At 35.8% G+C, this 25,224-nt stretch carries 23 protein-coding genes and 2 pseudogenes; 11 read left to right on the forward strand and 14 right to left on the reverse strand.

Annotated elements, in window-relative coordinates:
* Together FA045_RS19210 and FA045_RS15000 are read left to right on the forward strand one after the other, a co-directional pair.
* Positions 1–80, forward strand: a pseudogene (locus FA045_RS19210) (integrase core domain-containing protein); the annotation flags it as partial.
* Positions 65–244, forward strand: a pseudogene (locus FA045_RS15000) (integrase core domain-containing protein); the annotation flags it as partial. The pseudogenes FA045_RS19210 and FA045_RS15000, both read left to right, overlap by 16 nt.
* A gap of 618 nt (positions 245–862) precedes the next feature.
* Here the strand turns inward: FA045_RS15000 and FA045_RS15005 are convergent.
* A complete protein-coding gene (locus FA045_RS15005) occupies positions 863–1,741 on the reverse strand; it encodes a pirin family protein (RefSeq protein WP_136877896.1) in 879 nt (292 codons plus the stop codon).
* Positions 1,742–1,818: 77 nt separating this feature from the next.
* Here FA045_RS15005 and FA045_RS15010 point away from each other — a divergent pair, with 77 nt between their 5' ends.
* From FA045_RS15010 to FA045_RS15030, 5 genes are all read left to right on the forward strand, one after another.
* Entirely contained in the window at positions 1,819–2,151 is a 333-nt protein-coding gene (locus tag FA045_RS15010) for an ArsR/SmtB family transcription factor (protein WP_136877897.1), read from the forward strand.
* Between the two features lie 17 nt (positions 2,152–2,168).
* Positions 2,169–2,636, forward strand: a complete 468-nt coding sequence (locus FA045_RS15015; protein ID WP_136877898.1) for a DUF6428 family protein — start codon at positions 2,169–2,171, stop codon at positions 2,634–2,636.
* 122 nt (positions 2,637–2,758) lie between these two features.
* Positions 2,759–3,178: an arsenate reductase ArsC gene (locus FA045_RS15020; protein ID WP_136877899.1), complete on the forward strand. Its 420-nt coding sequence runs from the start codon at positions 2,759–2,761 to the stop codon at positions 3,176–3,178.
* A 1-nt stretch (position 3,179) separates the two neighbouring features.
* Positions 3,180–4,250: an ACR3 family arsenite efflux transporter gene (arsB, locus tag FA045_RS15025; RefSeq protein ID WP_136877900.1), complete on the forward strand. Its 1,071-nt coding sequence runs from the start codon at positions 3,180–3,182 to the stop codon at positions 4,248–4,250.
* Positions 4,251–4,429: 179 nt separating this feature from the next.
* Positions 4,430–5,962, forward strand: coding sequence for a SulP family inorganic anion transporter (locus FA045_RS15030; protein ID WP_136877901.1), 1,533 nt, complete (start codon positions 4,430–4,432; stop codon positions 5,960–5,962).
* A 184-nt stretch (positions 5,963–6,146) separates the two neighbouring features.
* Here FA045_RS15030 and fabV read toward each other — a convergent pair whose 3' ends face one another.
* On the reverse strand, positions 6,147–7,346 hold the full coding sequence (fabV, locus tag FA045_RS15035; protein ID WP_136877902.1) for an enoyl-ACP reductase FabV: 1,200 nt from the start codon (positions 7,344–7,346) through the stop codon (positions 6,147–6,149).
* Between the two features lie 935 nt (positions 7,347–8,281).
* Between fabV and uvrA the strand changes: the two genes are divergently transcribed.
* Entirely contained in the window at positions 8,282–11,128 is a 2,847-nt protein-coding gene (gene uvrA, locus FA045_RS15040) for an excinuclease ABC subunit UvrA (protein WP_136877903.1), read from the forward strand.
* A 325-nt stretch (positions 11,129–11,453) separates the two neighbouring features.
* Here uvrA and FA045_RS15045 read toward each other — a convergent pair whose 3' ends face one another.
* The 8 genes from FA045_RS15045 to yiaA all read right to left on the reverse strand — a co-directional run bounded on the left by FA045_RS15045 (position 11,454) and on the right by yiaA (position 17,370).
* A complete protein-coding gene (locus FA045_RS15045; protein ID WP_136877904.1) occupies positions 11,454–12,008 on the reverse strand; it encodes a 4'-phosphopantetheinyl transferase family protein in 555 nt (184 codons plus the stop codon).
* Positions 11,998–12,258, reverse strand: a complete 261-nt coding sequence (locus FA045_RS15050) for an acyl carrier protein (protein WP_136877905.1) — start codon at positions 12,256–12,258, stop codon at positions 11,998–12,000. Before FA045_RS15050 ends, FA045_RS15045 begins: the two co-directional genes overlap by 11 nt.
* A complete protein-coding gene (locus FA045_RS15055) occupies positions 12,251–13,528 on the reverse strand; it encodes a beta-ketoacyl-[acyl-carrier-protein] synthase family protein (protein ID WP_136877906.1) in 1,278 nt (425 codons plus the stop codon). Before FA045_RS15055 ends, FA045_RS15050 begins: the two co-directional genes overlap by 8 nt.
* Positions 13,521–13,967 carry a 3-hydroxyacyl-ACP dehydratase FabZ family protein gene (locus tag FA045_RS15060; RefSeq protein ID WP_136877907.1) on the reverse strand — a complete coding sequence of 149 codons (447 nt, stop codon included), beginning with the start codon at positions 13,965–13,967 and terminating at the stop codon, positions 13,521–13,523. The genes FA045_RS15055 and FA045_RS15060 overlap by 8 nt, the downstream gene beginning before the upstream one ends.
* Positions 13,961–15,013 carry a type III polyketide synthase gene (locus tag FA045_RS15065; RefSeq protein WP_136877908.1) on the reverse strand — a complete coding sequence of 351 codons (1,053 nt, stop codon included), beginning with the start codon at positions 15,011–15,013 and terminating at the stop codon, positions 13,961–13,963. The genes FA045_RS15060 and FA045_RS15065 overlap by 7 nt, the downstream gene beginning before the upstream one ends.
* Positions 15,010–15,717 carry a methyltransferase domain-containing protein gene (locus FA045_RS15070; RefSeq protein ID WP_136877909.1) on the reverse strand — a complete coding sequence of 236 codons (708 nt, stop codon included), beginning with the start codon at positions 15,715–15,717 and terminating at the stop codon, positions 15,010–15,012. The genes FA045_RS15065 and FA045_RS15070 overlap by 4 nt, the downstream gene beginning before the upstream one ends.
* Positions 15,718–16,848, reverse strand: coding sequence for an NAD(P)/FAD-dependent oxidoreductase (locus tag FA045_RS15075; protein WP_136877910.1), 1,131 nt, complete (start codon positions 16,846–16,848; stop codon positions 15,718–15,720).
* A 120-nt stretch (positions 16,849–16,968) separates the two neighbouring features.
* Positions 16,969–17,370, reverse strand: coding sequence for an inner membrane protein YiaA (gene yiaA / locus FA045_RS15080; RefSeq protein WP_136877911.1), 402 nt, complete (start codon positions 17,368–17,370; stop codon positions 16,969–16,971).
* Between the two features lie 147 nt (positions 17,371–17,517).
* Here yiaA and FA045_RS15085 point away from each other — a divergent pair, with 147 nt between their 5' ends.
* Positions 17,518–19,008, forward strand: a complete 1,491-nt coding sequence (locus FA045_RS15085) for an NAD(P)H-hydrate dehydratase (RefSeq protein WP_169305067.1) — start codon at positions 17,518–17,520, stop codon at positions 19,006–19,008.
* A 231-nt stretch (positions 19,009–19,239) separates the two neighbouring features.
* Here the strand turns inward: FA045_RS15085 and FA045_RS15090 are convergent, their stop codons facing one another.
* The 3 genes from FA045_RS15090 to lipA form a co-directional block, all read right to left on the reverse strand.
* Positions 19,240–20,064: an anti-sigma factor gene (locus FA045_RS15090; RefSeq protein WP_136877912.1), complete on the reverse strand. Its 825-nt coding sequence runs from the start codon at positions 20,062–20,064 to the stop codon at positions 19,240–19,242.
* Position 20,065: 1 nt separating this feature from the next.
* Complete coding sequence (locus FA045_RS15095; RefSeq protein ID WP_136877913.1) at positions 20,066–20,617, reverse strand: RNA polymerase sigma factor; 552 nt, start codon at positions 20,615–20,617, stop codon at positions 20,066–20,068.
* 62 nt (positions 20,618–20,679) lie between these two features.
* Positions 20,680–21,561 carry a lipoyl synthase gene (gene lipA, locus FA045_RS15100; protein WP_136877914.1) on the reverse strand — a complete coding sequence of 294 codons (882 nt, stop codon included), beginning with the start codon at positions 21,559–21,561 and terminating at the stop codon, positions 20,680–20,682.
* 282 nt (positions 21,562–21,843) lie between these two features.
* Here lipA and FA045_RS15105 point away from each other — a divergent pair, with 282 nt between their 5' ends.
* The gene (locus tag FA045_RS15105) at positions 21,844–23,145 is read left to right on the forward strand and encodes a DUF389 domain-containing protein (protein WP_136877915.1); all 1,302 of its coding nucleotides are present in this window, start codon (positions 21,844–21,846) and stop codon (positions 23,143–23,145) included.
* Between the two features lie 127 nt (positions 23,146–23,272).
* Positions 23,273–24,790, forward strand: a complete 1,518-nt coding sequence (locus FA045_RS15110) for a malate:quinone oxidoreductase (protein WP_136877916.1) — start codon at positions 23,273–23,275, stop codon at positions 24,788–24,790.
* Between the two features lie 98 nt (positions 24,791–24,888).
* Here FA045_RS15110 and ytxJ read toward each other — a convergent pair whose 3' ends face one another.
* Complete coding sequence (ytxJ, locus tag FA045_RS15115; RefSeq protein ID WP_136877917.1) at positions 24,889–25,221, reverse strand: bacillithiol system redox-active protein YtxJ; 333 nt, start codon at positions 25,219–25,221, stop codon at positions 24,889–24,891.
* Between the last annotated feature and the right edge of the window lie 3 nt (positions 25,222–25,224).

Genomic DNA, 25,224 nt, shown 5'->3' on the forward strand with positions numbered 1-25,224 from the left:
TGATATTGTACACAGGTACACAAGACCCTATAGGCCACAGACCAATGGAAAGGTAGAGCGGTTCTGGAGAACACTGAAGGAAGATCTGATAGAAGAAACGGACTTCGATACAATAGAAGAACTAAAAGATGAACTGATGCAATACATGCTATACTATAATCAGCAAAGACCGCATCAGGGCATCAATGGCAAAACTCCAGCAGAGATGGCAAAACTAAGCGGGAATAACGAAAATAACAACTAAATTAATGCTACTCAAAAACCCAAAATCTGTTACCGAATTATTAAACCTTTACAATCCTGAGCTTGTCGAAGGAAATTGTATGGTCTTCGACAAGCTCAGACTGAGAAAACTAATACTAAATCTTTCTCTCGGGCAAAGGCATAAATTATACTATAGGTTGGTGAGACACCATTAGTGTTCGGAAGATTAAAAATTAAACACATAAGCACATAGTTAATAGAGGAAAAAATGCGCTAGCCTATGTTTTCAATGTCTATTTATGGTTAGAAAATTAAACGGAGGATTAAATTATCCCAGCGGGATAATATCTGTATAGCAATTGCAAGGCATACATTCGACCCCAGCTGGGGTCGCACACCATAATTGCACATTAGCTATAGATATAAGACCTCTCTGAGGTCTAAAAGTAACTTCTAATAAATCTTAATTGCACTCGTAGTCCGTGTTTTTATCAATTTTTCTAAATCTCTATGTGATAAATAATCATTAAAAATTTGTTCCGAAAAGTTATGGTGTCTCACCCCCGAAATTTGGCTATTGAATGAACAATGGTGTCATCCTGAGCTTGTCGAAGGAAATTGTATGGTCTTCGACAAGCTCAGACTGACAAAACTAATACTAAATCCTTCTCTCAGGCAAAGGCACAAAGTCGGTTTCTCCTGGCACGGGTTCAAATTCTTGCTTTAACCATCTTTCTTTCGCTTCTTCAATTAACTCTTTGCTGCTGGCTACAAAATTCCAGTAAATGAAACGCTCTTCCGGAAAAGGCTCACCACCAAAAATATAGATTGTAGTATTGGCTTGCATGGTAAACTCACAAAGTGAACTATCTTTTGCAACCAATAGTTGTTTAGGTTCGAATGTATTTCCATCGTTTTCAATTGCGCCTTCCAAAATATAAATGCCACTTTCACCAAAAAGATGTTCACCAATTTTTACACTTGCTTGCGCTGTACTTTTTAGTTCCAATAAATACATCGGGCTGTAAACCGGAATTGGAGATTTCTTTCCAAAAGCTTCGCCAGCTATCAATTTAAATTGAATACCGTTTTCTTCCCAGCTTGGTAAATCATCCGCATCTGCGTGATAAAATTCTGGTGCCATTTGCTCAAAATGTTTTGGCAAGGCCACCCAAATTTGTAATCCATGCAGCATTTTATTCGATTGCCTTAAATATTTTGGTGTACGTTCAGAATGTACTATTCCATTTCCAGCGGTCATCCAGTTTACTTGTCCGGGTTTAATTTCTATTTCAGTTCCCAAACTATCTTTGTGCATAATACTGCCTTCAAAAAGATAAGTTAAAGTAGATAAACCTATGTGCGGATGTGGAGGAACATCTAAATTCTCATGATCGCTCAATAAAGCTGGTCCCATGTGATCGATAAAGGAAAACGGACCGACCATTCGTTTTTCGCGGAAAGGCAATAATCTGCCAACCATAAAATTGCCAATATTGCTTGGCCTTTCTTCAATAATGAGCTTGATATTTGACATGGGAATTTTCTTTTAAAGGTAATAATTTGGTTGGTAAATATCTTTATCGTAATATTGCAATATTAAAATATAAAATCATGGGAGCTTCCAAAACAGAACATTTTACAGATAAACAGAATGAAATTGCTGCAATTATGAAAGCACTCGGTCATCCCGCTAGGATAGCCATAATTGATTACTTATTAAAAGTAGATACCTGCATTTGTGGCGACATAGTAAACGAATTGCCTTTGGCTCAACCTACTGTTTCGCAACATTTAAAAGAACTAAAAAACGCAGGATTGATAAAAGGAAATATTGGAGGAAATGCCATTTGCTATTGTATTGATGAGGCAACCTTCAACAAATTTCAAAATTTCTTATCGGAAGTATTCGGAAAAATAACCGCTCAAAAAAAAAATTGTTGTTAATTTTTAACCATAAAAAAATGAAATTATCAGAAGTAAAAAACATCTTAAATACAGTTGAAGCTGTAAATTTTAAATTGGAAGATGGTACTATGGTGCCAGAGCATTTTCATGTAACCGAAGTTGGTGCCGTAAGCAAACATTTTATAGATTGTGGTGGTGTGGTGAGGAAAGAAAATAAGGCAAATTTTCAATTGTGGGATGCCAACGATTTTGAACATCGTTTAAAACCTGGTAAACTGTTAAGCATTATTGCATTATCTGAGAAAATCTTATGTTTAGAAGATCTAGAAATTGAAGTTGAATATCAAAGTAAAACAATTGGCAAATACAGTTTAAGTTTTGATGGTAAAGATTTCGTTTTAGTTAATATGCAAACCGCTTGTTTAGCAACGGATGCGTGTGGAATACCTGCTGAAAAACAAAAAGTTAAGTTAGGTCAATTGCCAATGGCAAACTCTTGTGTGCCAGGTGGAGGCTGTTGTTAAAATAGCCTCTCCCTATTAATGGTTTGTGGATGGGCCAATTGCAATGTCCCTCTCCAGAAGAGAGGGAATTAAAGACAGTGGTTTAAAATCAAGTAGTAAAAAATTGAAAATTAAACATAACAATGAAAAAAGTATTGGTATTATGTACAGGCAACAGTTGCCGTAGTCAAATTGCACATGGTTATTTAAATCATTTTGCTAACGGAAAAGCAGAAATTTACAGTGCTGGAATTGAAACGCATGGCGTAAATCCGAAAGCAATAGCAACCATGGCTGCTGATGGAATTGACATCTCAAATCACACCTCAAACAATGTAAATGAATACACTAACATCGATTTTGATTATGTAATTACCGTATGCGATAATGCCAAAGAAAGTTGCCCATATTTCCCTACCAAGGCAGTTAAGTTACATTATAATTTCCCCGATCCGGCAAAAGCTACCGGAACAGAAGAAGAAGTTAAAGCAGAATTTGCAGAAGTAAGAGAAATGATAAAATCTTATTGTGAGAATTTTGTGAAGGAATATTTAAGTAAATAAAATGTCTGCAAATAATTGTGCCCCAATTGCCGAGCGTAAAAAATTGGGTTTTTTAGATCGTTTTTTAACCCTACGGATATTTTTAGCCATGGCAATTGGTGTTAGTATTGGTTTCTTTTTTCCGTCATCGGCTACGTTTATTAATTCTTTTTCTAGTGGAACAACAAATATTCCCTTAGCTATCGGATTAATTTTAATGATGTATCCGCCTTTGGCAAAAGTAAAGTACGAAAACTTGGGGCAAGTGTTTAAAGACACTAAAGTATTAACCACATCATTAGTTTTAAACTGGGTAATAGGCCCAATTTTGATGTTCTTTTTGGCTATTTTTTTCTTAAAAGATTATCCCGAATATATGGTTGGCTTAATTTTAATCGGTTTAGCTAGATGCATTGCCATGGTAGTAGTTTGGAATGAGCTAGCAGAAGGAAATAGAGAATATGCAGCAGGATTAATTGCTTTGAATAGTATCTTTCAGGTTTTGTTTTATAGTGTTTTTGCCTACGTTTTTATTACAATTTTACCTCCATTCTTTGGGCTAAAAGGATTAGCTGTTGATATTTCGATTTGGCAAATTGCAGAAAGCGTAGGTATTTATTTAGGTATTCCATTTGCCATGGGTATTATTAGTCGTGTGGTTTTAATTAAACTAAAAGGAGAAGAATGGTTTAACACTAAATTTGTACCATTTATTTCGCCAATTACATTAATCGCATTGCTTTTTACTATCGTGATTATGTTTAGTTTAAAAGGAGAGTTGATTGTTCAAATTCCGATGGATGTGGTGCGAATTACCATCCCCTTGGTTATTTATTTTGCGGTAATGTTTGTGTTAAGTTTTTTCGCAGGGCGATATTTTGGTGCAGACTATTCAAAAAGTACAGCGATTGCCTTTACGGCAACCGGTAATAATTTCGAGTTGGCGATAGCAGTTGCCATAGGTGTTTTTGGCATTAATTCCGGACAAGCTTTTGCCGGTGTAATTGGCCCCTTGGTAGAAGTGCCCGCTCTAATTGCATTGGTTAACGTTGCTTTTTGGTTTAGGAAAAGATATTTTGAACCGAAAAGTTAGTCGCTCTCGCTGATATTTTTTTGTACTTTTGCTATATAATGCAAATCATCAATTGTTCATCTTCTCCGGTTACACCACCTTGATTAAATTTTAAGGTCATTTAAAAACCAAATTATTTTGGTTAATTCTTCGTACAGCGATTTTTCGTGTACTATTCCTTAATTTTTAATACATAAAAGATGAAATTAACTTTCAACTTATTCGATTTTACACAAAAAGTAGATTATAAAAAAGAGGTTTTGGCAGGTTTAACCGTAGCCATGACTATGATTCCAGAATCACTATCCTTCGCGATTTTAGCTGGATTTTCTCCATTAACTGGTTTGTATGCCGCCTTTATTATGGGTTTGGTTACGGCCATTTTTGGTGGCAGACCAGGCTTGGTTTCTGGTGGGGCAGGAGCAACAGTTGTGGTTTTAATAGCCCTAATGCAGTCAAACGGTATCGAATATGTTTTTGCTGCGGTTGCCTTGGCAGGATTAATTCAAATATTAGTTGGGGTTTTTAAGTTCGGAAAATTTATCCGGCTGGTGCCGCAACCCGTAATGTTTGGCTTTGTAAACGGTCTGGCGGTTATCATCTTCATGTCGCAGTTAACACAGTTTAAAGTTCAAGGAACTGAAACTTGGCTTTCAGGTTCGCCATTATACATTATGGCGGGTTTGGTGGTGCTAACCATTTTAATCGTGATTGGCTTCCCAAAAATTACAAAAGCTATTCCTGCATCTTTGGTCGCCATAATTGTAGTATTTGCAATAGTTGCAGGTTTTGGTATCAATACTAAAACCGTAAGTGATATTGCTTCAGTTGCTGGCGGATTTCCTCCTTTTCATGTTCCAGATATACCCTTCACTTTTGATGCTTTAAAAATAATTTTACCCTATTCTTTAATTATGGCTTGTGTAGGTTTAACCGAAGGTTTGCTCACATTAAACTTGGTTGATGAAATAACCGCAACGAAAGGCAATGGCAATAGAGAGTGTATTGCACAAGGTGGAGCTAATATTTTAAACGGTTTCTTTTTCGGTATGGGTGGTTGCCCAATGATTGCCCAAACTTTAGTTAACCTTTCTGCTGGCTCTAGAGCTCGTTTATCGGGCATTATTGCAGCATTAACCATCTTACTCATTATTTTATATGGGGCACCGATTATTGGTAAATTGCCTATGGCGGCATTGGTTGGTGTAATGATGATGGTTGCTATCGGTACTTTTGAGTGGGCTAGTTTTAAAGTCATCAATAAAATGCCAAAGCACGATATTTTCGTTGGGATTTTAGTTGCCGTAATTACCGTTTTACTTCATAATTTGGCTTTAGCGGTTTTAATTGGCGTAATTATTTCGGCTTTGGTTTTTGCTTGGGAAAGTGCTAAACGCATTCGTGCAAAAAAATATATTGATGAAAACGGCGTAAAACATTACGAAATTTTTGGTCCGCTATTTTTTGGTTCTACAACTGCTTTTTCAGAAAAGTTTGATGTGCAAAATGACCCTTCAGAAATTGTTATTGATTTTAAGGAAAGTAGAATTAACGACATGAGTGCCATTGATGCTGTACATAAAATTACCGAGCGATATGCTAAAGTTGGTAAAACTATTCATCTTCGACATTTAAGTGAAGATTGTAGAACACTTTTAGCAAATGCAAATTCAGTTATTGAGGTAAATATTTTGGAGGACCCGACTTACAGAGTAGCATCCTCAGCCCGTTAATATAACCTTCATTTCGAACGAGGTACGAGGAGAAATCTGTAGCAATTTACGTACAGGTTTCTCCTCATGAAGAACTCGTTCGAAATGACGGAAAGAATGAGTATAATGCAAAATAAAAAAAACGCCCAAGTTATTGAGCGTTTTAATAGGCGATTTTGTTTTCCCATCTCCTTGGGAGAGGGGCTTAGGGGGTGAGAACCAAACCAGGCACCTCTACCATTTCGTTTACATCTGCTTGGTAATCTACACCATCAACATCAAAACCAAATAAGTTTAAGAAATCTTTTTTGTAGCCAGCTAAATCTCCAGTTTCTGGTAAAGTTTCAGTTGTAGCGTTTTTCCAAAGTTCAGCAACTTTAGCCTGTACATCAGGTTTCATTTCCCAATCATCAATTCTAATTCTGCCTTTTTCATCAACAGGTACAACATCACTTACATACAATCTATCGGCAAATAAACGCTGAATTTGCTCAATGCAACCTTCGTGTATGCCATCTTCTTTCATAATTTTGTATAAGAAAGAAATGTATAACGGAATAACCGGAATGGCCGAACTCGCTTGTGTAACCAATGCTTTATTTACCGAAACATAAGCTTTGCCATTTACTTCGGTTAATTTATCGGTAATGGTAAAAGCAGTAGCTTCTAAATGATCTTTTGCTCTACCAATTGTACCTTTACGGTAAACCGCTTCGGTAACAGCAGGGCCAATGTAAGAGTAAGCAACTGTGGTAAAACCATCAGCTAACAAGTTTTCAGATTTTAAAGCATCAATCCACATTTCCCAATCTTCGCCACCCATAACGGCAACTGTATTCTCTATTTCTTCTTCGTTAGCTGGTTCAATAGACACTTCAGAAACAATTCCAGTGTGGAAATCTACCGTTTTATCGCTAAAAGAACCACCAATAGGTTTTAAAACAGAACGATGTGTTACACCAGTTTTAGGATTTGTTCTTACTGGCGAAGCTAAACTGTAAATTACCAAGTCAATCTGACCTAAATCAGCTTTAATTAAATCGATAGTTTGTTGTTTTACTTCATTAGAAAATGCGTCGCCGTTAATGCTCTTTGCATATAAACCAGCTTTTGTAGCTTCAGTTTCAAATGCTGCGGTATTATACCAGCCTGGTGATGCAGTTTTGCCATCTTTTGGTGGTTTTTCGAAATATACACCAATTGTAGCAGCATCATAACCAAACGCACTTGTAATTCTCGATGCCAAACCAAAACCAGTTGATGCACCTATTACTAAAACTTTTTTAGGGCCATCAATTGGTCCTTTTGCCTGTATATAGTTAATTTGATTAATTATGTTTTGCTCACAACCTTTCGGATGCGCCGTTAAACATATAAATCCTCTCATTCTAGGTTCAATAATCATAATACGCTTGCTAGTAATTAATTTTCAAGCTCAAAACTATTCTTAATTTCCTTGCATTCCAAATTTTGTTGGTTTATTGGTTTAATTGGTTTCCCGATAAATCGGGATTTGGCTTCGCTCAACATTGGTTAAATTTATCCTATCGGTTGGTGTCTTAGCGACCGAAATTTTTTGGATTAGAAAAGCAAAATTCGTTTCCATAGCAAATGGTAGTCCCGCCCTCGCTACAATCTTTTTGTTTAATCAAACTTACGAAGTCTATTGCCAGTGCTTTAGAAGACTTCGTAAGTTTAAAACAAAAAGTATTTTCGCTAAGTCGGGTTTAGCTAACAGCGGCTTTTGCAATTATTGAGGGTTGCATAGCGCATCAAAATATCTCCTATTTCCGTCAGCTGAAGCAGACGGCAATGAATATCAGAAAGCTAATTGGGGATTCAGAATCCAGATTCTCGATTGCAAATTTCGAATAGCAAAATAGCAATTCATTGCCGTTGGCTTTAGCCAACGGATTTTATGAAAAATATCAATCGGCTTTAGCCAAATAGCTTGTTGAAAGGTTTTTCCCAATTTGAACTGGCTTCGTTTATAAACCGGATGGAAGCGGAAATACTTTTAATTTATTTTTGAGCTTTGACAAAGTTCTAGACAGTTGTACAGAACTTTGTCAAAGCTATAAATTAAAAGATTGGAGCAAACAGCCGGGCTGTATTTGCCGAAAAGCACTGCAGCACCTTTTCAAATAAAAAATAACACTACTCAAGCTTTGACAAAATTTTGGCAGATGGGATAGAATTTTGTCAAAGCTCAAAACCAGTTTTTAGCTTCTTTAAGAATGACAAGAAAACAACATTTTAACTATTGTAAATCAATAGCTTTTCTGCTTTAAAATCGTTATTTTTGCAGGCTGTTTTTTAACACCGAGAACTGATAAATTTATGAGCGAAAAGAACATTGACCTAGGCGAACAAAAAGATGTAGAAGTGTATGGTGCCAGGGTGCATAATCTTAAAAATATTGATGTTAGTTTCCCTCGAAACAAGCTTGTTGTAATTACTGGTTTAAGTGGTAGTGGCAAATCATCTTTGGCTTTTGATACCATTTATGCCGAAGGACAACGCCGTTACATGGAAACATTTAGCGCTTATTCTCGCCAGTTTATGGGCGGCATGGAGCGTCCTGATGTAGATAAAGTTTCGGGGCTAAGTCCGGTTATTGCCATTGAGCAAAAAACTACCAGTAAAAACCCACGCTCTACGGTTGGTACCATTACCGAAATTTACGATTTTATGCGTTTGCTTTACGCACGTACTGCCGATGCTTTCTCTTACAATACTGGAGAGAAAATGGAGCGAATGAGCGAAGACCAAATCCTTAAAAATATTTACAATAAATTTAACACTATGCCAGTGAATATTTTGGCGCCAGTTGTTAAAGGTAGAAAAGGACATTACCGCGAGTTGTTTGAGCAGATACGCAAGCAAGGTTATGTTAAAGTTCGTATTGATGGAGAGATAAAAGACATTACTGCGAAAATGCAGGTAGATCGTTATAAAATACACGATATAGAAATTGTGGTTGACCGTTTAATTGTGGACGAAAAAGATCATAAACGTTTACTAGATAGCATACAAACTGCCATGCGTTTAGGCAAAGGAATTATTAAAATTAGCGATAAAGATAATAACGTAGCGCATTTTAGTAAGTTTTTAATGTGCCCAACAACTGGTATCTCTTATGATGAACCACAGCCAAACAGTTTCTCGTTTAACTCGCCTTATGGTGCTTGTGAGCGTTGCGATGGTTTGGGTTACATTTTTGTGGTAGATAAGGAATCGGTAATGCCAAACATGAAGTTGAGCATTATTAACGGTGGTTTGGCTCCTTTGGGCGAATACCGTGATGTTTGGATGTTCCAAGTTTTAAAAGCCTTAGCTAAAAAATATAACTTCTCGCTTTCTACACCTTTGGAGAAATTGGGAGAGGATAACATTAACATCATTTTAAACGGAACACACGAATTGTTAAGTGTTGCGGTTGAATACAATAAATGGAATGTTCAGAACTATCAAATTACTTTTGATGGGATTATTAAACTGTTAGAAGAGCAACAAGATAAGAGAAGCGATACGGAAAATGCCAATGATATGGATAGTTTCCGCAAGCTAAAAACTTGCCCTGACTGCCATGGTGCACGTTTGAAAAAGGAAAGTCTGCATTTCAAAGTTGATGGGAAAAACATCTCTGAATTGGCAATGCTGGATATTTTATCGCTACAAACTTGGTTTACCGATGTTGAAGAGCGTTTAAATGAAAGACAAAATACCATTGCAAAAGAAATTTTAAAAGAGATTAGGGCTCGTTTAGGTTTTTTAACCGATGTTGGTTTAACTTATTTGGCTTTAGATCGTACTGCTCGTACGCTTTCTGGTGGCGAGGCACAACGTATTCGTTTGGCAACACAAATTGGTTCTCAACTAATGAATGTAATGTACATTTTAGATGAGCCGAGTATCGGTTTGCACCAAAGGGATAATGAGCGTTTAATTGGCGCTTTAAAAAACCTCCGCGATTTAGGCAATACTGTTTTAGTGGTAGAACACGATAAAGACATGATTTTAGAGGCCGACCATGTGATAGATGTGGGGCCGGCGGCGGGTGTACATGGCGGACAAATTGTTGCGCAAGGCACACCAGCAGAGATTTTAAAATCGGGAACGCTTACCGCGTCTTACTTAAATGGCGTAAAAGGGATTGAAGTTCCTAAAAAACGAAGAAAAGGAAACGGGCATAAATTATCTATAATTAAAGCAACAGGGCACAATTTAAAAGAAGTTTCGGTTGATTTTCCTTTGGGTAAATTTATTGCCGTAACTGGGGTTTCTGGTAGTGGTAAATCGAGTTTAATTACTGAGACTTTATATCCAATATTAAATCATCATTTTTTCAGAGCTAAAAAACATCCACTTCCTTATGAAAAAATTAATGGCTTAAAAGAAATTGATAAGGTAATTGAAATTGATCAAGCACCAATTGGTCGTACGCCAAGGTCAAATCCATCTACTTATACGGGTGTTTTCTCAGACATTAGAAATTTGTTTGTAATGTTGCCAGAGGCGAAGATTAGAGGTTACAAACCTGGTCGTTTTTCGTTTAACGTAAAAGGCGGTAGATGTGAGACTTGTCAAGGTGCAGGAATGAAAGTAATTGAGATGAATTTCTTGCCAGATGTTGCTGTTCCTTGCGAAGAATGTGGTGGTAGAAGATATAATCGTGAAACTTTAGAGGTGCGTTACCGAGGCAAATCAATTAGTGATGTGTTGGATATGAGCATCGAAGAAGCTTGTGCTTTTTTCGATCAGATGCCGGCAATTTATCGTAAAATTAAAACTTTGGCTGATGTTGGTTTAGGTTATATCCGTTTAGGGCAATCGTCTACCACTTTATCTGGCGGTGAAGCACAACGTGTAAAATTGGCAACCGAACTTAGTAAAAAAGATACTGGCAAAACTTTCTATATTTTAGATGAACCAACTACTGGTTTGCATTTTGAAGATATCAATGTGTTGTTGGGTGTACTGAATGAATTGGTAGAAAAAGGAAATACGGTTTTGGTGATCGAGCATAATTTAGATGTGGTAAAAGTGGCCGATTGGGTAATTGATTTAGGTACAGAAGGTGGCGCTGGTGGTGGAAGAATTATTTTTGAAGGTACACCAGAGGGATTGATCCAAAATCCAATCAGCTTAACAGGTAAGTTTTTGAAGAAGGAGATGGAAGGGTAGTTGTTCCGCTTCATGCTGAATTTATTTCAGCATCTGGTATACAGAAATAAATCCGCTCTTCGAGATGTTCTGTAAGGCATCTGGAAGAATTGATAAAGTGGATTTGAAAATCCACCAATATTTTAAGTTCGAGATGCGCTTCGCTTAACATCTCGAACAGCATTGGTCTGGATTACAAAGTGTGCTGAACTTCGCTCTTCGAGATGTTCTGAAAGGCATCTCGAAGATTTAATATGGTGGATTTGAAATCCACTATTATTTTCAGTTCGAGATGCGCTTCGCTTAACATCTCGAACAGCATTAAGTAGACAATTGCAGTTTCTACTTAAACTGGTTCAAACTGGCTTGGATGAACAATTGAAACATATCTTCCGTGGTGGCTTACAGATGCTGGGCCATATTCTTCAGTTAATATATCTTGTATAGTTGGAAGATTGGCTTCATTTTTTACTAATCTAAATTGAAAAGAGTTTTTATTAAAATCTTCGATATAAGTATTTGGATTATTAAGAAGATAATGTTCAAGTTTGCGATTTTGCTCAGATGTAGCAGTTGTATTAGCGAAGTTTTCATTCAATTCACTAACTGTATCCAATTCAAGATCCTCGTAAGTAGCTTTTCCTTTTATAAGGTGCTCAGAAAAATTTGGAATACACTCGAAACTTTTAGGGCGATAAAATCGTTCTCCAATTTCGATGTTCACAATCTTATAAGCCGCCTCTTTCATGCTCCATAACAACCAAACCATTTGATCTTGGTTTTCAGCATCAGCTATTAAATCTTGCTCTTGTTCGGTAAATATTTTCTGCAAATAACCTTTTCTACGCCAGTTACTTTGTTTGGCCGCTAATTGTAAATCAACAATGTCATTACCCAGCATTGGCGGCTAACTTTTCTTGGATAATAGCAATAGTAGCTTTAACGTTGAGCATTTTAGCCATCGAATCATTATCAATTTCAATGTTAAACTTTTCTTCAATATCTAAAATAATATCAACCAAATTGGCAGAATTAATTTTCAGATCCACTAAAAAATCGGTTTGCTCTGTAATGCTATTTAAAGCTTCCTTATTCTCGGTATATGGCGTAATGATTTCTTTCAAATCATTGATCATTTTTTCGTTATTCATTATCGTATCTTTTTAAAATCACACAGGCATTTACATCGCCAAAACCAAAATTAGCTTTCGCTACAACAGAAATACGTTGATTAATCAATTGAGTTGGCACACAACTTTTATCAATAAGCTTCTCAATATCAGGATTTAAATCTTCACAATTTACATTCGGCATGATAAAATTTTTATGTAATTGCATCACAGCAGCTACACACTCAATACTTCCGGCAGCACTTAAAGTATGTCCAATCATTCCTTTTATGCCATTGATGTACGGAAAATCTTTACCTGATCGATTTAATGCTTTCACCCAATTTTCAATCTCTAAAGCATCTTTAGCGGTTGCTGTTAAATGTCCGCTCACTAAATCAATATCTTTAGCATCAATTTGAGCATTTTTTATAGCGTTTTTGATGCAATGTTGTACGGCAGTTGGGTTTGGAGCAGTCATAGTGCCTAAACCACGTTGACCGCCAGAATTTACGTTGCCGCCTAAAACTTCAGCATAAATTTTAGCACCTCTTTGCAAAGCATGGCTTAATGATTCTACAACTAAAGCACCAGCACCACTGCTTGGTACAAAGCCACTAGCGCTTGTACTCATTGGTCGGCTGCCTTTTTCGGGTTCGTGGTTGTGTTTGTAAGTACAAACTTTCATGGCATCAAAACCACCCCAAATGTAAGGGCCGCTATCGCTTGTACTACCAGCAATCATGCAAGTTGCTTGTCCCGCTTTTATTCTCTCGTAAGCCATTAACAAACTTTCAGTTCCAGTGGCACAGGCCGATGAATTAGTGGTAACTTGATTACCTAAACCTATTTTACCACTTAAATAGGCCGTAATTCCGCTAGCCATAGTTTGCGAAACTACTGTGCTGCCTAATCTTTTTACTTGCAATTCATCAATTTTATAAATTGCTTTCCTAAATTTGTCTATGCCCGATGTTCCCGTGCCAAAAATGGCACCATAATCGTAAAAAGGTTCGTCACTTTCATTTAAAGCTAATCCAGCATCCTGCCAAGCATCCATACCAGCAATTACGCCATACAAAATGCCGGTGCTATCTAAATTTTTAAGCTCGAGTTCGGTAAAATAGTTTTGAATTCGCTCTGCAGAAAGCATTGGTTTTCCAGAAATCTGGCAAGAAAAATTCAGCGCTGCTAACTCTTCATCAAATTTAATCCCTGAAACACCATTTTTAATAGCATGTGTAAATTCGGCAAGATTATTCCCATTGGGGGCAACTACACCTAATCCAGTAATTACAACTCTATTATCCATTGTTTTTCACGATTAGCATTCCGGCAATTTCGCCTTTGCATACAATTTCTCCAGCTTCGTTTTCCATCCTCACTTCACATTTTAATTTATTGAACCTGAAATATTTTTTCTCACTTATCACCACAACCTTTTCAGCAGGATAAACTGGTTTTAAAAACTCAATATTAGTAGAAGTCATGGCGATGGTTAAATTTTCGACCTCATCTCCTAAAAGAAAAATACCCAAACAAGCCAAACCAATTTGGGCCATGGTTTCGGTTAAAATCACCCCTGGTGTAACTGGAAAATCCTTAAAATGTCCTTTGTAAAAGTCTAAATCTTCATGAAATGTAAAACTTCCTTTAACACCATTTTCATCAATTTCAATAATCTCATCTACAAAGAGAAATGGCTTTGTGTAGGGTAGGAGCGCTAATATTTCTTGATGACTTTTTACCATTTCAATAACACACGTTGTGCAGAAAATCCTGGTCCGAAACTCAACATTAAACCATGTTCGCCTTCCGGAATTGCTGTTTCCATAAATCTTTCTAAAACATAAAGGACAGTTGCACTAGACATATTGCCATATAACCTTAAAATTTCTTTGGTATCATTAATGTTTTTGCCTAAATCACTAAAAAGGCTTTCTACCAATTGTACAATCTTTTTTCCTCCTGGATGGAAAATAAGATGACTAATATCTGCAATAGTTAACGAGTTTTTTGCCAAAAAAGGATGAATGATTGCTGGGAAATTTTCTGCAATTGTTTCTGGAACTGCCACATCTAACACCATTTGCAAACCTGTATTGGTCATTTTAAAACCCATCATCTGCTCTGCATCGTAAAAGTGATACATTTCTTCGGCTACAATTTCTGGTCCTTGTTCATCTTCGTAAGAACTTAGTAATACACAGGCGGCACCATCGCCAAAAATGGCAGCACTCACAATGTTTGCCATGCTAAAATCATTCAATTGAAAAGTTGCCGTTGGCGATTCTACCGCAATTACAGCCGCTCTTTTATTGGGGTTTGCTTTCAAAAAATTCTTAGCATAAATAATTCCAGAAATACCTGCTGCACAGCCCATTTCGGTTACTGGAAGGCGAACAATATCTTGTTTTAACTTAAGTTTATTAATCAAATATGCATCCAAAGAAGGTATCATAATTCCTGTACAGCTTACCGTGATGATGTAATCTAAATCAGTAGGCTGCCAATTTGCTTTTTCCAATGATGAACGTAGTGCGGCTTCACCTAATTTTATGCCTTCCCTAATGTAAATCTCATTTCGTTCTTCAAAACTTAAATCGCTAAAAACTTCTTCTGGCGACATGAACGAGTAACGCCGATCTACCGAAGCACCTTCGAAAATTTTCTTTACTTTTTTAACGAAACGCTCGTCTTGATCCTTTAACCAAATAGCTAAAAACGGCATAATTTCGGCAGTTGATCTAGAGTATTGTGGTAAGGCTTTGCCCACTGCTTTTATTTTTACACTCATGCGGTTTTAATTATCCATTGGTAACGAAATGCCCATTTCCATTTAATAGAACAGTTTTTTAGCTGGCTTTGTTTACCATATAATTGTAAATCGGCTTTTTTAAATCCTCTTAATATCGACACTAAACCATCTTCTTTAGACATGTGGTTTAACCCAAAAACAAAACACAATCCGATAAATAAGTAATAAGCTAAAGCGCTTCTTTGCAAATCGTTAATTACCATACCTAGGCTTGCCGCTTTTTTAAATCGAGTAAGCAAATCTATAATTTCTTGATCTTTAAAGTGATGTAATGTTAAGGTACATAAAATGATGTCACAATCTGTAATTTGATCCTTAAAAATATCTTCACATTTGTAGGTAATGTTTGTGTATTTTACCGAAAGTTGCGTTGCATGGTTAATGGTAAATTGATTGGCATCAATACCTATTAATTCAAAATTTAATTGTTTTTGTTCAGCATAATTAGCTAACGTTCTTAGCATATCGCCATTGCCACAACCAATGTCTAAAATACGGATTGTTTTATTTTGGCTTGTATTTTTTAACAATTTTTTTACCCCATCTAGTGTAACCGCGTTGCCACCTAATAGTTTATTGATGCTTGCAATTTTATCCAAAGCATCTCTTAAAATTTCACCTTCCATGGCAAAATCATCCATCATTTCTGGTGCTTCGCTTCTTTTATTGGTATTTATCGGCATTTAATTATGGATTGAAATTTTATTTCCGTGTGTTTTTTTAATAATTTGATTGAGCAAAAATGGAGATTTTGTTACCGCAGAAATTAAGAAATTGGTTGTTTTTTGGTTTCTAAACAGTGTTGATAAAAGACTGCCCATTTTCAATCGGCCATTAAAATTTTGTTGCCACGATTTTTCGTAGTTAGTTTCCATTTCGGCTCTATTTATCTCGCCGTTGGCAAATTGAAACATTAATTCTGAAGCAATTTTTGCGGCATGTATAGCCATTGCCATCCCGTTGCCACAAAGTGGATGAATTAAACCCGCACTATCGCCAATCATTAACATGTGATTTTCGATTTTACTTTTTTTAGCAAAAGAAACCTGACTAATGGTTAAAGGCGCTTCGAATAAAATTTCACTTTGCTCAAAAATCTGTTTTAGATTTTGATTTTTATAAAGCACTTCTTTCTGATAGGTATCAATATTTTTATAGGCTTTAAAAGAATTATAATCTGCCAAATAACAGATATTTAAATTTTGATTTTCTACCATAGAAACACCGCAATATCCACCATTAAAGTGATGTAAGGCCACCAAATCTTTCGGGAAGTTCCCCTTGTAATGTGATTTTACAGCTAAATAATGTGATTTTTGCTGAATAAACGGCCGATTAAATTTTATATCTAATGATGATCGTTTGCCATAAGCACCAATAACTTGTTTAGCAGTAAATAGCTTACCTAATGATGTAGAAACTTCAAATATTTCATTTTTAAAAAAAACATCAACAACAGTATCAATGATAACTCTTACACCGTTTTTAAGGAGTTGCTGGTAAAGAAAATAATCTAACTCATACCTGCTGATACCAAAACCGCCCAAGGGCAATTTGGTAAAAGTACTTTTGCCATAAACTGTACTTAATTGCAATTTATTGATAGCTGTGGCAGATAAACTTTTCATATCCAAGCCTAACCAATTTAAATAAGGCAACACTTCGTTAGAAATATATTCGCCACAAACTTTATGTTGCGGATATGATTGTTTTTCTACAAGTGTTACATTTAGACCTACTTTATTTAAGTGCAAAGCTGCGGTTAATCCAGCTAATCCACCTCCAATAATTATAACATCTAAATCATCAAGCATAATTATTAAATGTAAATTAAATTAATTGTAAGGTGATAATGTTTTAATCACATTGCAAATGTTTTACAATTAAAAAGCCACCCCGATTTTTATCAGAATGGCTTCCTTAATTTAAAGTGTTTAATTTAAGTTGTTAGTGGCTAATTTGCTGTCGCGGGTATTTTTCTGCACCGTTATAGCCCCGAAAAGTGCGAGTAAAAAAGCGAAGGCATAGAAACCTTTCTCACTGGGCAAAAGTTCTGCATTCCATAAGCCAATTACCAATAAAGTAATGGTTAAAAGTGTGCTAAACCAACTAATGCCGTAGTAAATTTCGGTTACGGGTATACCTTCTAATTTATCTCTTACTGCTTTTTGTAAAGATATTACGGCAAAAAGCCCAAACATCAATACCGTAAAATAATAACCTTTTTCGTTCAGTTCCATATCAGAGCGCCAAAGCCCAATAATATAGCCAATCATGCCAATTCCTAATGCTATCCATGCGGCTGCTATGAATGCGTTTGATGGTTTTTGAATCATCGTTTTAAAATTTGGTTTTAGATCTATTAATTAAAAATGAGACTTAAAGCCTGCCCAATTGTTACGTTTATATCAAATAACTAAGCCTAATCGAAACAAAAATTAGCTTGTATATATTTAATTAAGAGTTTAACCTAACTTAGCTTTATGCAAAATTTACTAACTGCTGCGCAAATGCAAAATATTGATGCTTATACAATTAAGCATACAAAAATTAAATCGGTTGATTTAATGGAGCAAGCTGCAAATGCATTTGTAAGCGCTTTTGCACAAGAATATGATAACAAAAATACAGGGATAGTTATTTTTTGCGGTTTAGGTAACAACGGTGGAGATGGTTTAGCCATAGCCAGATTATTATTGGCTAAAAACTATACAAATATTTCGATTTTTTTAACTCGTTTTGGTAGTAAGCAAAGCGATGATAATAAAGAAAACCTGAAACGTTTGCAAGAGATGAATTTCCAAGTTGAAGAAATAAACGATGTAAATGAAATAGAAATTATCAAACCAGATCTTATTATTGATGCTATTTTAGGTTCTGGATTAAACAAACCTTTAACAGATCAATACGCTGCTTTAGCAAAGCTGATTAATGATTTGGCGGTTAAAATTATTGCTGTTGATGTACCAACTGGTTTTAAAACTGAAGGCGAAATCTTAGTAGATTATAATGGCGTAAAAGCCGATTTAGTAATCTGCTTTCAAAGGCCAAAAATTAACTTTTTCTTTCCAGAATCTTCAATAGCCATCAAACGATTTAAAGTGGTTGATATTGGTTTGGATGAAGCTTATATCAATACTCAACCTACAGATTATAAATTAATAACAAGTGAGGATATTACAAAACTCATTAAACCACGAGTTCATTTTACCCACAAAGGCACTTATGGTCACGCATTATTAATTGCAGGCAATACCAATACTATGGGTGCAGCTTTGCTGTCTGCAAACGCATGTTTACGTGCGGGTGCTGGTTTAACAACAGTATGTTTGCCACAAAGTGGATTAACTGCCTTAAATATCACGATGCCAGAGGCGATGGCTTTGCCACGTGAGCATGTTGATTTTAAAAGTCTCCATAAATACAATGCAATTGCAATTGGTCCAGGTTTAGGATTTGACGATGATAATTTGATCATGCTTAAAAAAGTTATTGAGTTGCAAAAACCTTTGGTTGTAGATGCCGATGCAATTACCACGCTGAGTAATAACAAAAACTTGTTGAAAAACCTTTCACCTCAAACCATTTTAACACCACATGTAAAAGAGTTTGATCGGTTATTTGGTGACCATGAAAATTGGTGGCAAAGAGTACAAACTGCACAAACAAAAGCTAAAGAATTAGGTATTGTTATTATTTTGAAAAACCAATATACTTTTATTTGTATGCCAACTGGCGAAATATGCATTAACCAAACAGGCAACCCTGCAATGGCTAGTGGCGGAATGGGAGATGTGTTGACTGGGATATTAGTTTCTTTACTTGCGCAAGGCCATGCAGCAAAAGAAGCAGCTATTTTAGGTGTTTATTTACATGGCAAAGCTGGCGATGAACTGGCAAAAGATAGTTTCTGCGTGTCGGCATCGCAAGTGGTCTTACAATTGCCTAAAACAATGAAAATGTCAATGGACTAATTTTTTGCACCTGCACAGCAAATTTTGTGATTTGCAATGTTTTAAGTTAAATAGACCTCATAGAAGCGATATCTTTTTTTGCTGTCATCCTGAGCTTGTCGAAGGAAGCAAAAAAAATATAGCGAATAGCAGGACTACCATAAATAGTAGCAGCAATTTGCTCTTCGAAAAAATCTGTAAAGCCCTTCGACTACGCTCAGGATGACTCTGAATACGCTCAGGATGATGAGACTATATTGAAACGCCGCCCATTACCACCATTTTTTCCATGGTTGGGTTTACGCTACCGCCAACAGGTTCAATAGTTACGGCAAAAGCTTGTGCTTTTTGAATGGTAACCATTTGTTGTACAGCTTCTTTAGTATTTTCTCCAAAAACACCTAAGCTTACTGGTTTACCGTCAACCAAAGCCCATAATTGGTATTCATGAGTTTTGTCAGTTTTTGGCAAATCCATTGCTGCGTGGTTAATTAAGATGTTTTTGTTCGTTTTATTCCAATAAACAAGCATTTTAGCATCTGGCGAAGCAGCTACTCCAGCTAATTTAACTGTAGTCCACTCGTCTGTTTCGGTCATGTCTACTCTGTTTTGTAAACCAGAATTATCGAATTCTAATTTATTAACAGTTCTTGCAAATTGTTCATTATTGCTACTTAGCGTTGTAATTTGATCATTAGCAATAGTTAATTTATTGTAAACAGAATATAATGCTGCTACACTAACAACCAATAACGCAACACAAGCAACTAATGCAAAGCGCAACGCTCTAATTTTGCTATCATTAGCTTGTTGGTAAAGTGGAACAATTTTAGGATCATTATCTTGTTGTTCTACACCAATTTCAGCCAAAATCTTCGCCTCTATATTTGCAGATGGCTTAATGGCATTTTCAAAAGCATAAGCCTCCATAGCAAGTTCAATTGCAGTAATCTCTGCCTTAACTTCTGGATGCTTTGCTGCCATAGCTTCAACTTCATTACATTCTGTTGCAGATAACTGCCCTAAAACGTAAAGTTCAAGTATGCCTGATTCGATATATGCTTTTACTTCTTCCACCTCAATTAAATTTTTTCCTTAACTCTAAAATCGCCATTCTTACGCGAGTTTTTACCGTGCCTAATGGTAAGTTTAATTCTTCTGCAGCTTCTACATGCGTATATCCTTTAAAATATACCATATCTAAAACATCTTTAAAGTCTGGTTTAAGTTTGGTAACCAGTTCTTTTAAGCCTAAAGTATCCGCATTAAAACTCACCTTCTTTTGCTCGTCAATGAAACTTACGTTATTTTCTATATCTTGGTTTTTGTTAGCGTTTTTAAAATCTTTCGACCTCAATTTATCTATAGACAGATTTCGGGCAATGTTCATCATCCATGTAAATAACCTACCTTTCGATGGATCATAACTACCTGCAGAATTCCAAATTTTTAAAAAAGTTTCTTGCAAAAGATCTTCTGCAACTTCGGTTTGAAGCACTATACGAGAAATAACGCCAAGTAAAGCTCCAGAATACATATCGTATAATGCTTTAATTGCTACGGTATCCTGGCTTTTTAGGGCGTTAACCAGTTCGTCTTCAGATAAGGATATTTTTTTTGTTGTTGCCAAGTTTACGAATATACACAACTAAAACACGTAATTACAAATTTTGTTTGTTACAACGCTAAGTTTTAAAAATCAAATAAATGTTTTTCTGCATGGTATGATGATCTCACCAAAGGACCACTCTCTACATAGCGTAAACCTTTTGCTAAACCAATTTCCTTGTATTTTGCAAATTGGTCTGGGTGTATCCAATCTACCACAGGGTGATGGTTTCTTGTAGGTTGTAAATATTGTCCTAAAGTTAATATATGAACACCATTAGTTACCAAATCATCCATAGCTTCCAGCACATCATCTTCGGTTTCGCCTAAGCCTAACATAATGCCTGTTTTGGTGCGCAAACCAAATTCAGAAATACGTTTTAAAGCCTCTAAACTTCTGTCGTATTTTGCTTGTATACGAACTTGTTTAGTTAAACGCCTAACGGTTTCAACATTATGACTCATTACTTCTGGGCGTTCTTCTAAAACACGGTATAAATTATCCCACTGCCCTTTAAAGTCTGGGATCAACGTTTCTAAAGTTGTAGTTGGACTTTCGCGTCTTATAGCTTGTAAAGTTTCTGCCCAAATAATAGAGCCACCGTCTTTTAAATCATCGCGATCTACCGAAGTAATCACACAATGTTTTACATTCATCAGTTTTACTGAATTGGCAATTCTGTTTGGTTCATCTGTATCCACAGCCAAAGGGCGGCCAGTTGCTACAGCACAAAAAGAGCAAGAACGCGTGCAAATATTACCTAAAATCATGAATGTAGCCGTACCTGCACCCCAACATTCGCCCATATTTGGGCAATTACCACTTTCGCAAATGGTGTGTAATTTATGGGTGTCAACCAGACTTCGCACTTGGGCATATTCTTTACCAACGGGTAATTTAACCCTTAACCAATCTGGTTTACGAGGTTTGTCTGTAACAGCAGCTACTACAGGAAGTTCAATCATGTTGCAAAGTTACATATTAGGATTGAAATGTTGCAACCTTGAAATGTTTGAAGGTTGTAATGTTTTACGCCAAAATAATTATTAGAAAAGCAATTGCTGTACAATTTTTAATGTCAGTCCTTCTTTTCGTTACAATTTTTTGAAGCTTCGCAACAAAAAGATTTCCACTTCAATAAGGTTTAGGTGGATAATATTTTGCAGATAATGAGAAATTGTAGAACCGCAATAAATTTCAAAAATTTAATTGTTGGTGCTCAAAACTTCATTTTGTATGTTTACCTTATGATCAGATACATAAACTACCTATTTAACCTTCACAGAGGAGAAGATAGTAAAGAGAAAACCTTGCAGAATGTAAGAAACAATATCTCTTTTGCTGGCGCTAATCTTTGGATTTTGGCTTGTGCTATCTTAATTGCATCAGTAGGTTTAAACGTTAATTCTACAGCAGTAATTATTGGGGCCATGTTAATCTCTCCGTTAATGGGCCCAATTGTAGGTTCTGGTTTTGCTTTGGGCACCTTCGATTTTGATTTGTTAAAAAAAGCCTTAAAAAATTTACTTATCGCTACAGTTGCAAGTTTGGTAGTATCTACTGTGTACTTTTATGTTAGTCCGTTTAAAGATGTACAATCTGAATTATTAGCCAGAACATCGCCTAACATTTACGATATTTTAATTGCTTTTTTTGGTGGTTTAGTTGGTGTTATTGCAGTTACACGAGTTGAAAAAGGAAATCCAATACCAGGTGTTGCAATTGCTACTGCTTTAATGCCTCCGCTTTGTACTGCAGGCTATGGTTTGGCAACTGGTCAGCTTAACTTTTTTTTAGGTGCTTTCTTTCTATATAGTATCAACTGCGTTTTTATCTGTATTGCAACTTATGTAATTGTTAAGTTTTTAAAATATCCGCCCAAAAAACAGGTTGATAGAAGACATCAACGTCAGGTAAAATATGCCATTACCATTTTAACAATTATAATGCTGGTACCGAGTACTTATTTTGCTTATTCGCTATACAAAGAACAAAAGTATATACAAGCGGTAAATAATTTTATAAATGATGAATTGGTAGCAACCGGCAATACCATTGTTTACAAAAAAACAGATTATAAAAGCAAGGTACTTGAATTAGCTTTTTTAGATCATCGTTTTACAGCTGCAGAAATAAAAGAGCTGAATCAGAAAATGAAATTTTACGGTTTAAATCAAACTAAAATAATCATAAAGCAAGATTCTACAGATAATATTCAGGTTTTAAGAAATAGCATTTTAAATGAAATTAAAGGCAAAGATGAAATGCTTGATGTGAACGAATCAAGAATTAAGTTATTGGAAGCAGAATTGGCAAAAAATAATTATAACAATGCTCAAATGTTAAACGAAGCCAAAATTATATTTCCGAGTATTTCGTCAATTTCGATAGCAAATCATACCTTTAATTACACAAAAGACAGTTCCTCGACTTTTCCAATTGCTGTTTACAAATCTAAAACCTCATTAAAAAGCCCCGATAAGGATAAATTTGAAAGCTGGTTAAAAGAGCGATTGGGAGTGCCAAAAGTGTTGGTGCTTAGCGAGTAGAATGATTTAATTTTATCGGCAGTAGTTTTCAAACCAATTAATTATATTTGTACCATCTCCCCAAATATTAAATTTGTAGCTCGGAATTAAGAAACAAACCCTTTAAATAAAGGCTTAGCAATGTTTTATGAGCAAAAATAAAAAGACGGTTGTAGAAACCGACGCTGATGTAATTTTAATAGGTGCAGGTATCATGAGCGCCACACTTGGTTTAATTTTAAAAGAGTTAGAACCAAATTTAAGCATCGAAATTTACGAACGTTTAGATATTGCTGCCGCAGAAAGTTCTGATGCATGGAATAATGCTGGCACAGGGCATTCGGCTTTTTGCGAGCTAAACTATACTCCTCAAAAAAAAGACGGTTCTGTTGATATCAATAAAGCGGTACAAATTGCGGAAGCTTTTGAAGTTTCTAAACAATTTTGGGCTTATATGGTTCAAAAACAGATGGTTTCTGATCCGAATTTGTTCATCAAAAATATTCCACATTTAAGTTTTGTTTGGGGTAAAAAAAATGTAGAGTTTTTAAAAACTAGATATAATTCGCTAACAACTTGTAATCTATTTGCAGATATGGAGTATACTGAAGATCCGGGGGTAATTAACCAATGGGCACCTTTAGTTATGGATGGTAGATCTAAAAAAGAAAAAGTTGCAGCAACCAAAATGGAGATAGGTACCGATGTAAACTTTGGCTCGCTTACTAGAGAAATGTTTAGCTATTTAAGTAAACAAGATAATGTAAGCTTAAATTTTCACCACGAAATTCGTGAACTCGATAAATTACCAAGTGGCAATTGGAGCATAAAAGTTAAAAACTTAGAAACTGGTAAAAAAACTAAACGTAGTGCCAAATTTGTATTTATTGGTGCTGGAGGTGGTTCATTACCGCTGCTAGAAAAATCTGATATCCCAGAAGGAAAAGGTTTTGGAGGTTTCCCTGTTAGCGGCCAATGGTTAAAATGTACCAATGAAGAGGTAATCGCAAAACACCATTCAAAAGTTTATGGTAAAGCTGCAGTTGGCGCACCGCCTATGTCTGTACCTCATTTAGATACACGAATTATCAATGGAAAACAAGCTTTGCTTTTTGGTCCGTATGCAGGTTTTTCTACCAAATTCTTAAAAAATGGTTCGTTTTTAGATTTGCCGCTATCAATTAAGTTCAACAATATCCGGCCTATGATTTCTGCAGGATTAAAAAACATAGATTTAACAAAATACTTAATCGAACAAGTTCGCCAATCTCCAGAAGATCGGTTTAAAGCTTTAAAAGAGTATCTGCCAGATGCAAAATTTGAAGATTGGGAGTTGGAATATGCCGGACAGCGTGTACAAGTAATTAAAAAGAAAGCTAGCGGAGGAGGTATTTTAGAATTTGGTACCGAAGTGGTAAGCGCTGCAGATGGCTCTATTGCAGCATTATTGGGCGCTTCGCCAGGCGCTTCAACTGCAGTATCAATTATGTTAGATTTACTGGATCGTTGCTTTAAAACTAAATTGCAAACTGCAGAATGGCAAACTAAAATTAGAACAATGATACCAACTTACGGAGAAAATTTAGCAGATAACGATGTGCTTTGCAAAGAAACTAGAGCAAAAACATCAGCTGTGCTAAAATTAAATAGCGTGGTAGAGGGTTAATCTTGTAAGTTGTCAGTCTGAGCATAGTCGAAGACTTCTTAAATAAATCAAAAAATCCTTCGACTACGCTCAGGATGACATTTTTGATTTATGAAGAATTACGCTACAATGCTTTCTGCAATTTCATCAGCAGAAATATCACTGTGTGAAGCATCGAAAATGCATTCGCCATCTTTAATTAAAAGCACTTGTGGTGATTCATGATGAACCTGGAAAAGTTCAGCAATTTGCGCAGAAATATCGCGGTGCGCAATTAAATCTAAAAAGTACAATGCTGTATTTTCAGGGATCACATCCCAATCTGATTCGAAACCTCTTTTAGCCATTAAACTAACCGAGCAACGTGTGCTGTGTTTAAAAATAACACTATATCCACTTTGTTTTTTTATTTCATCTAACTGAGCTGTATCAGTAAGGCTTGTCCATTGCATATA

Source organism: Pedobacter cryotolerans (assembly GCF_005116475.1).
GTDB classification, from domain to species: Bacteria; Bacteroidota; Bacteroidia; order Sphingobacteriales; family Sphingobacteriaceae; genus Pedobacter; species Pedobacter cryotolerans.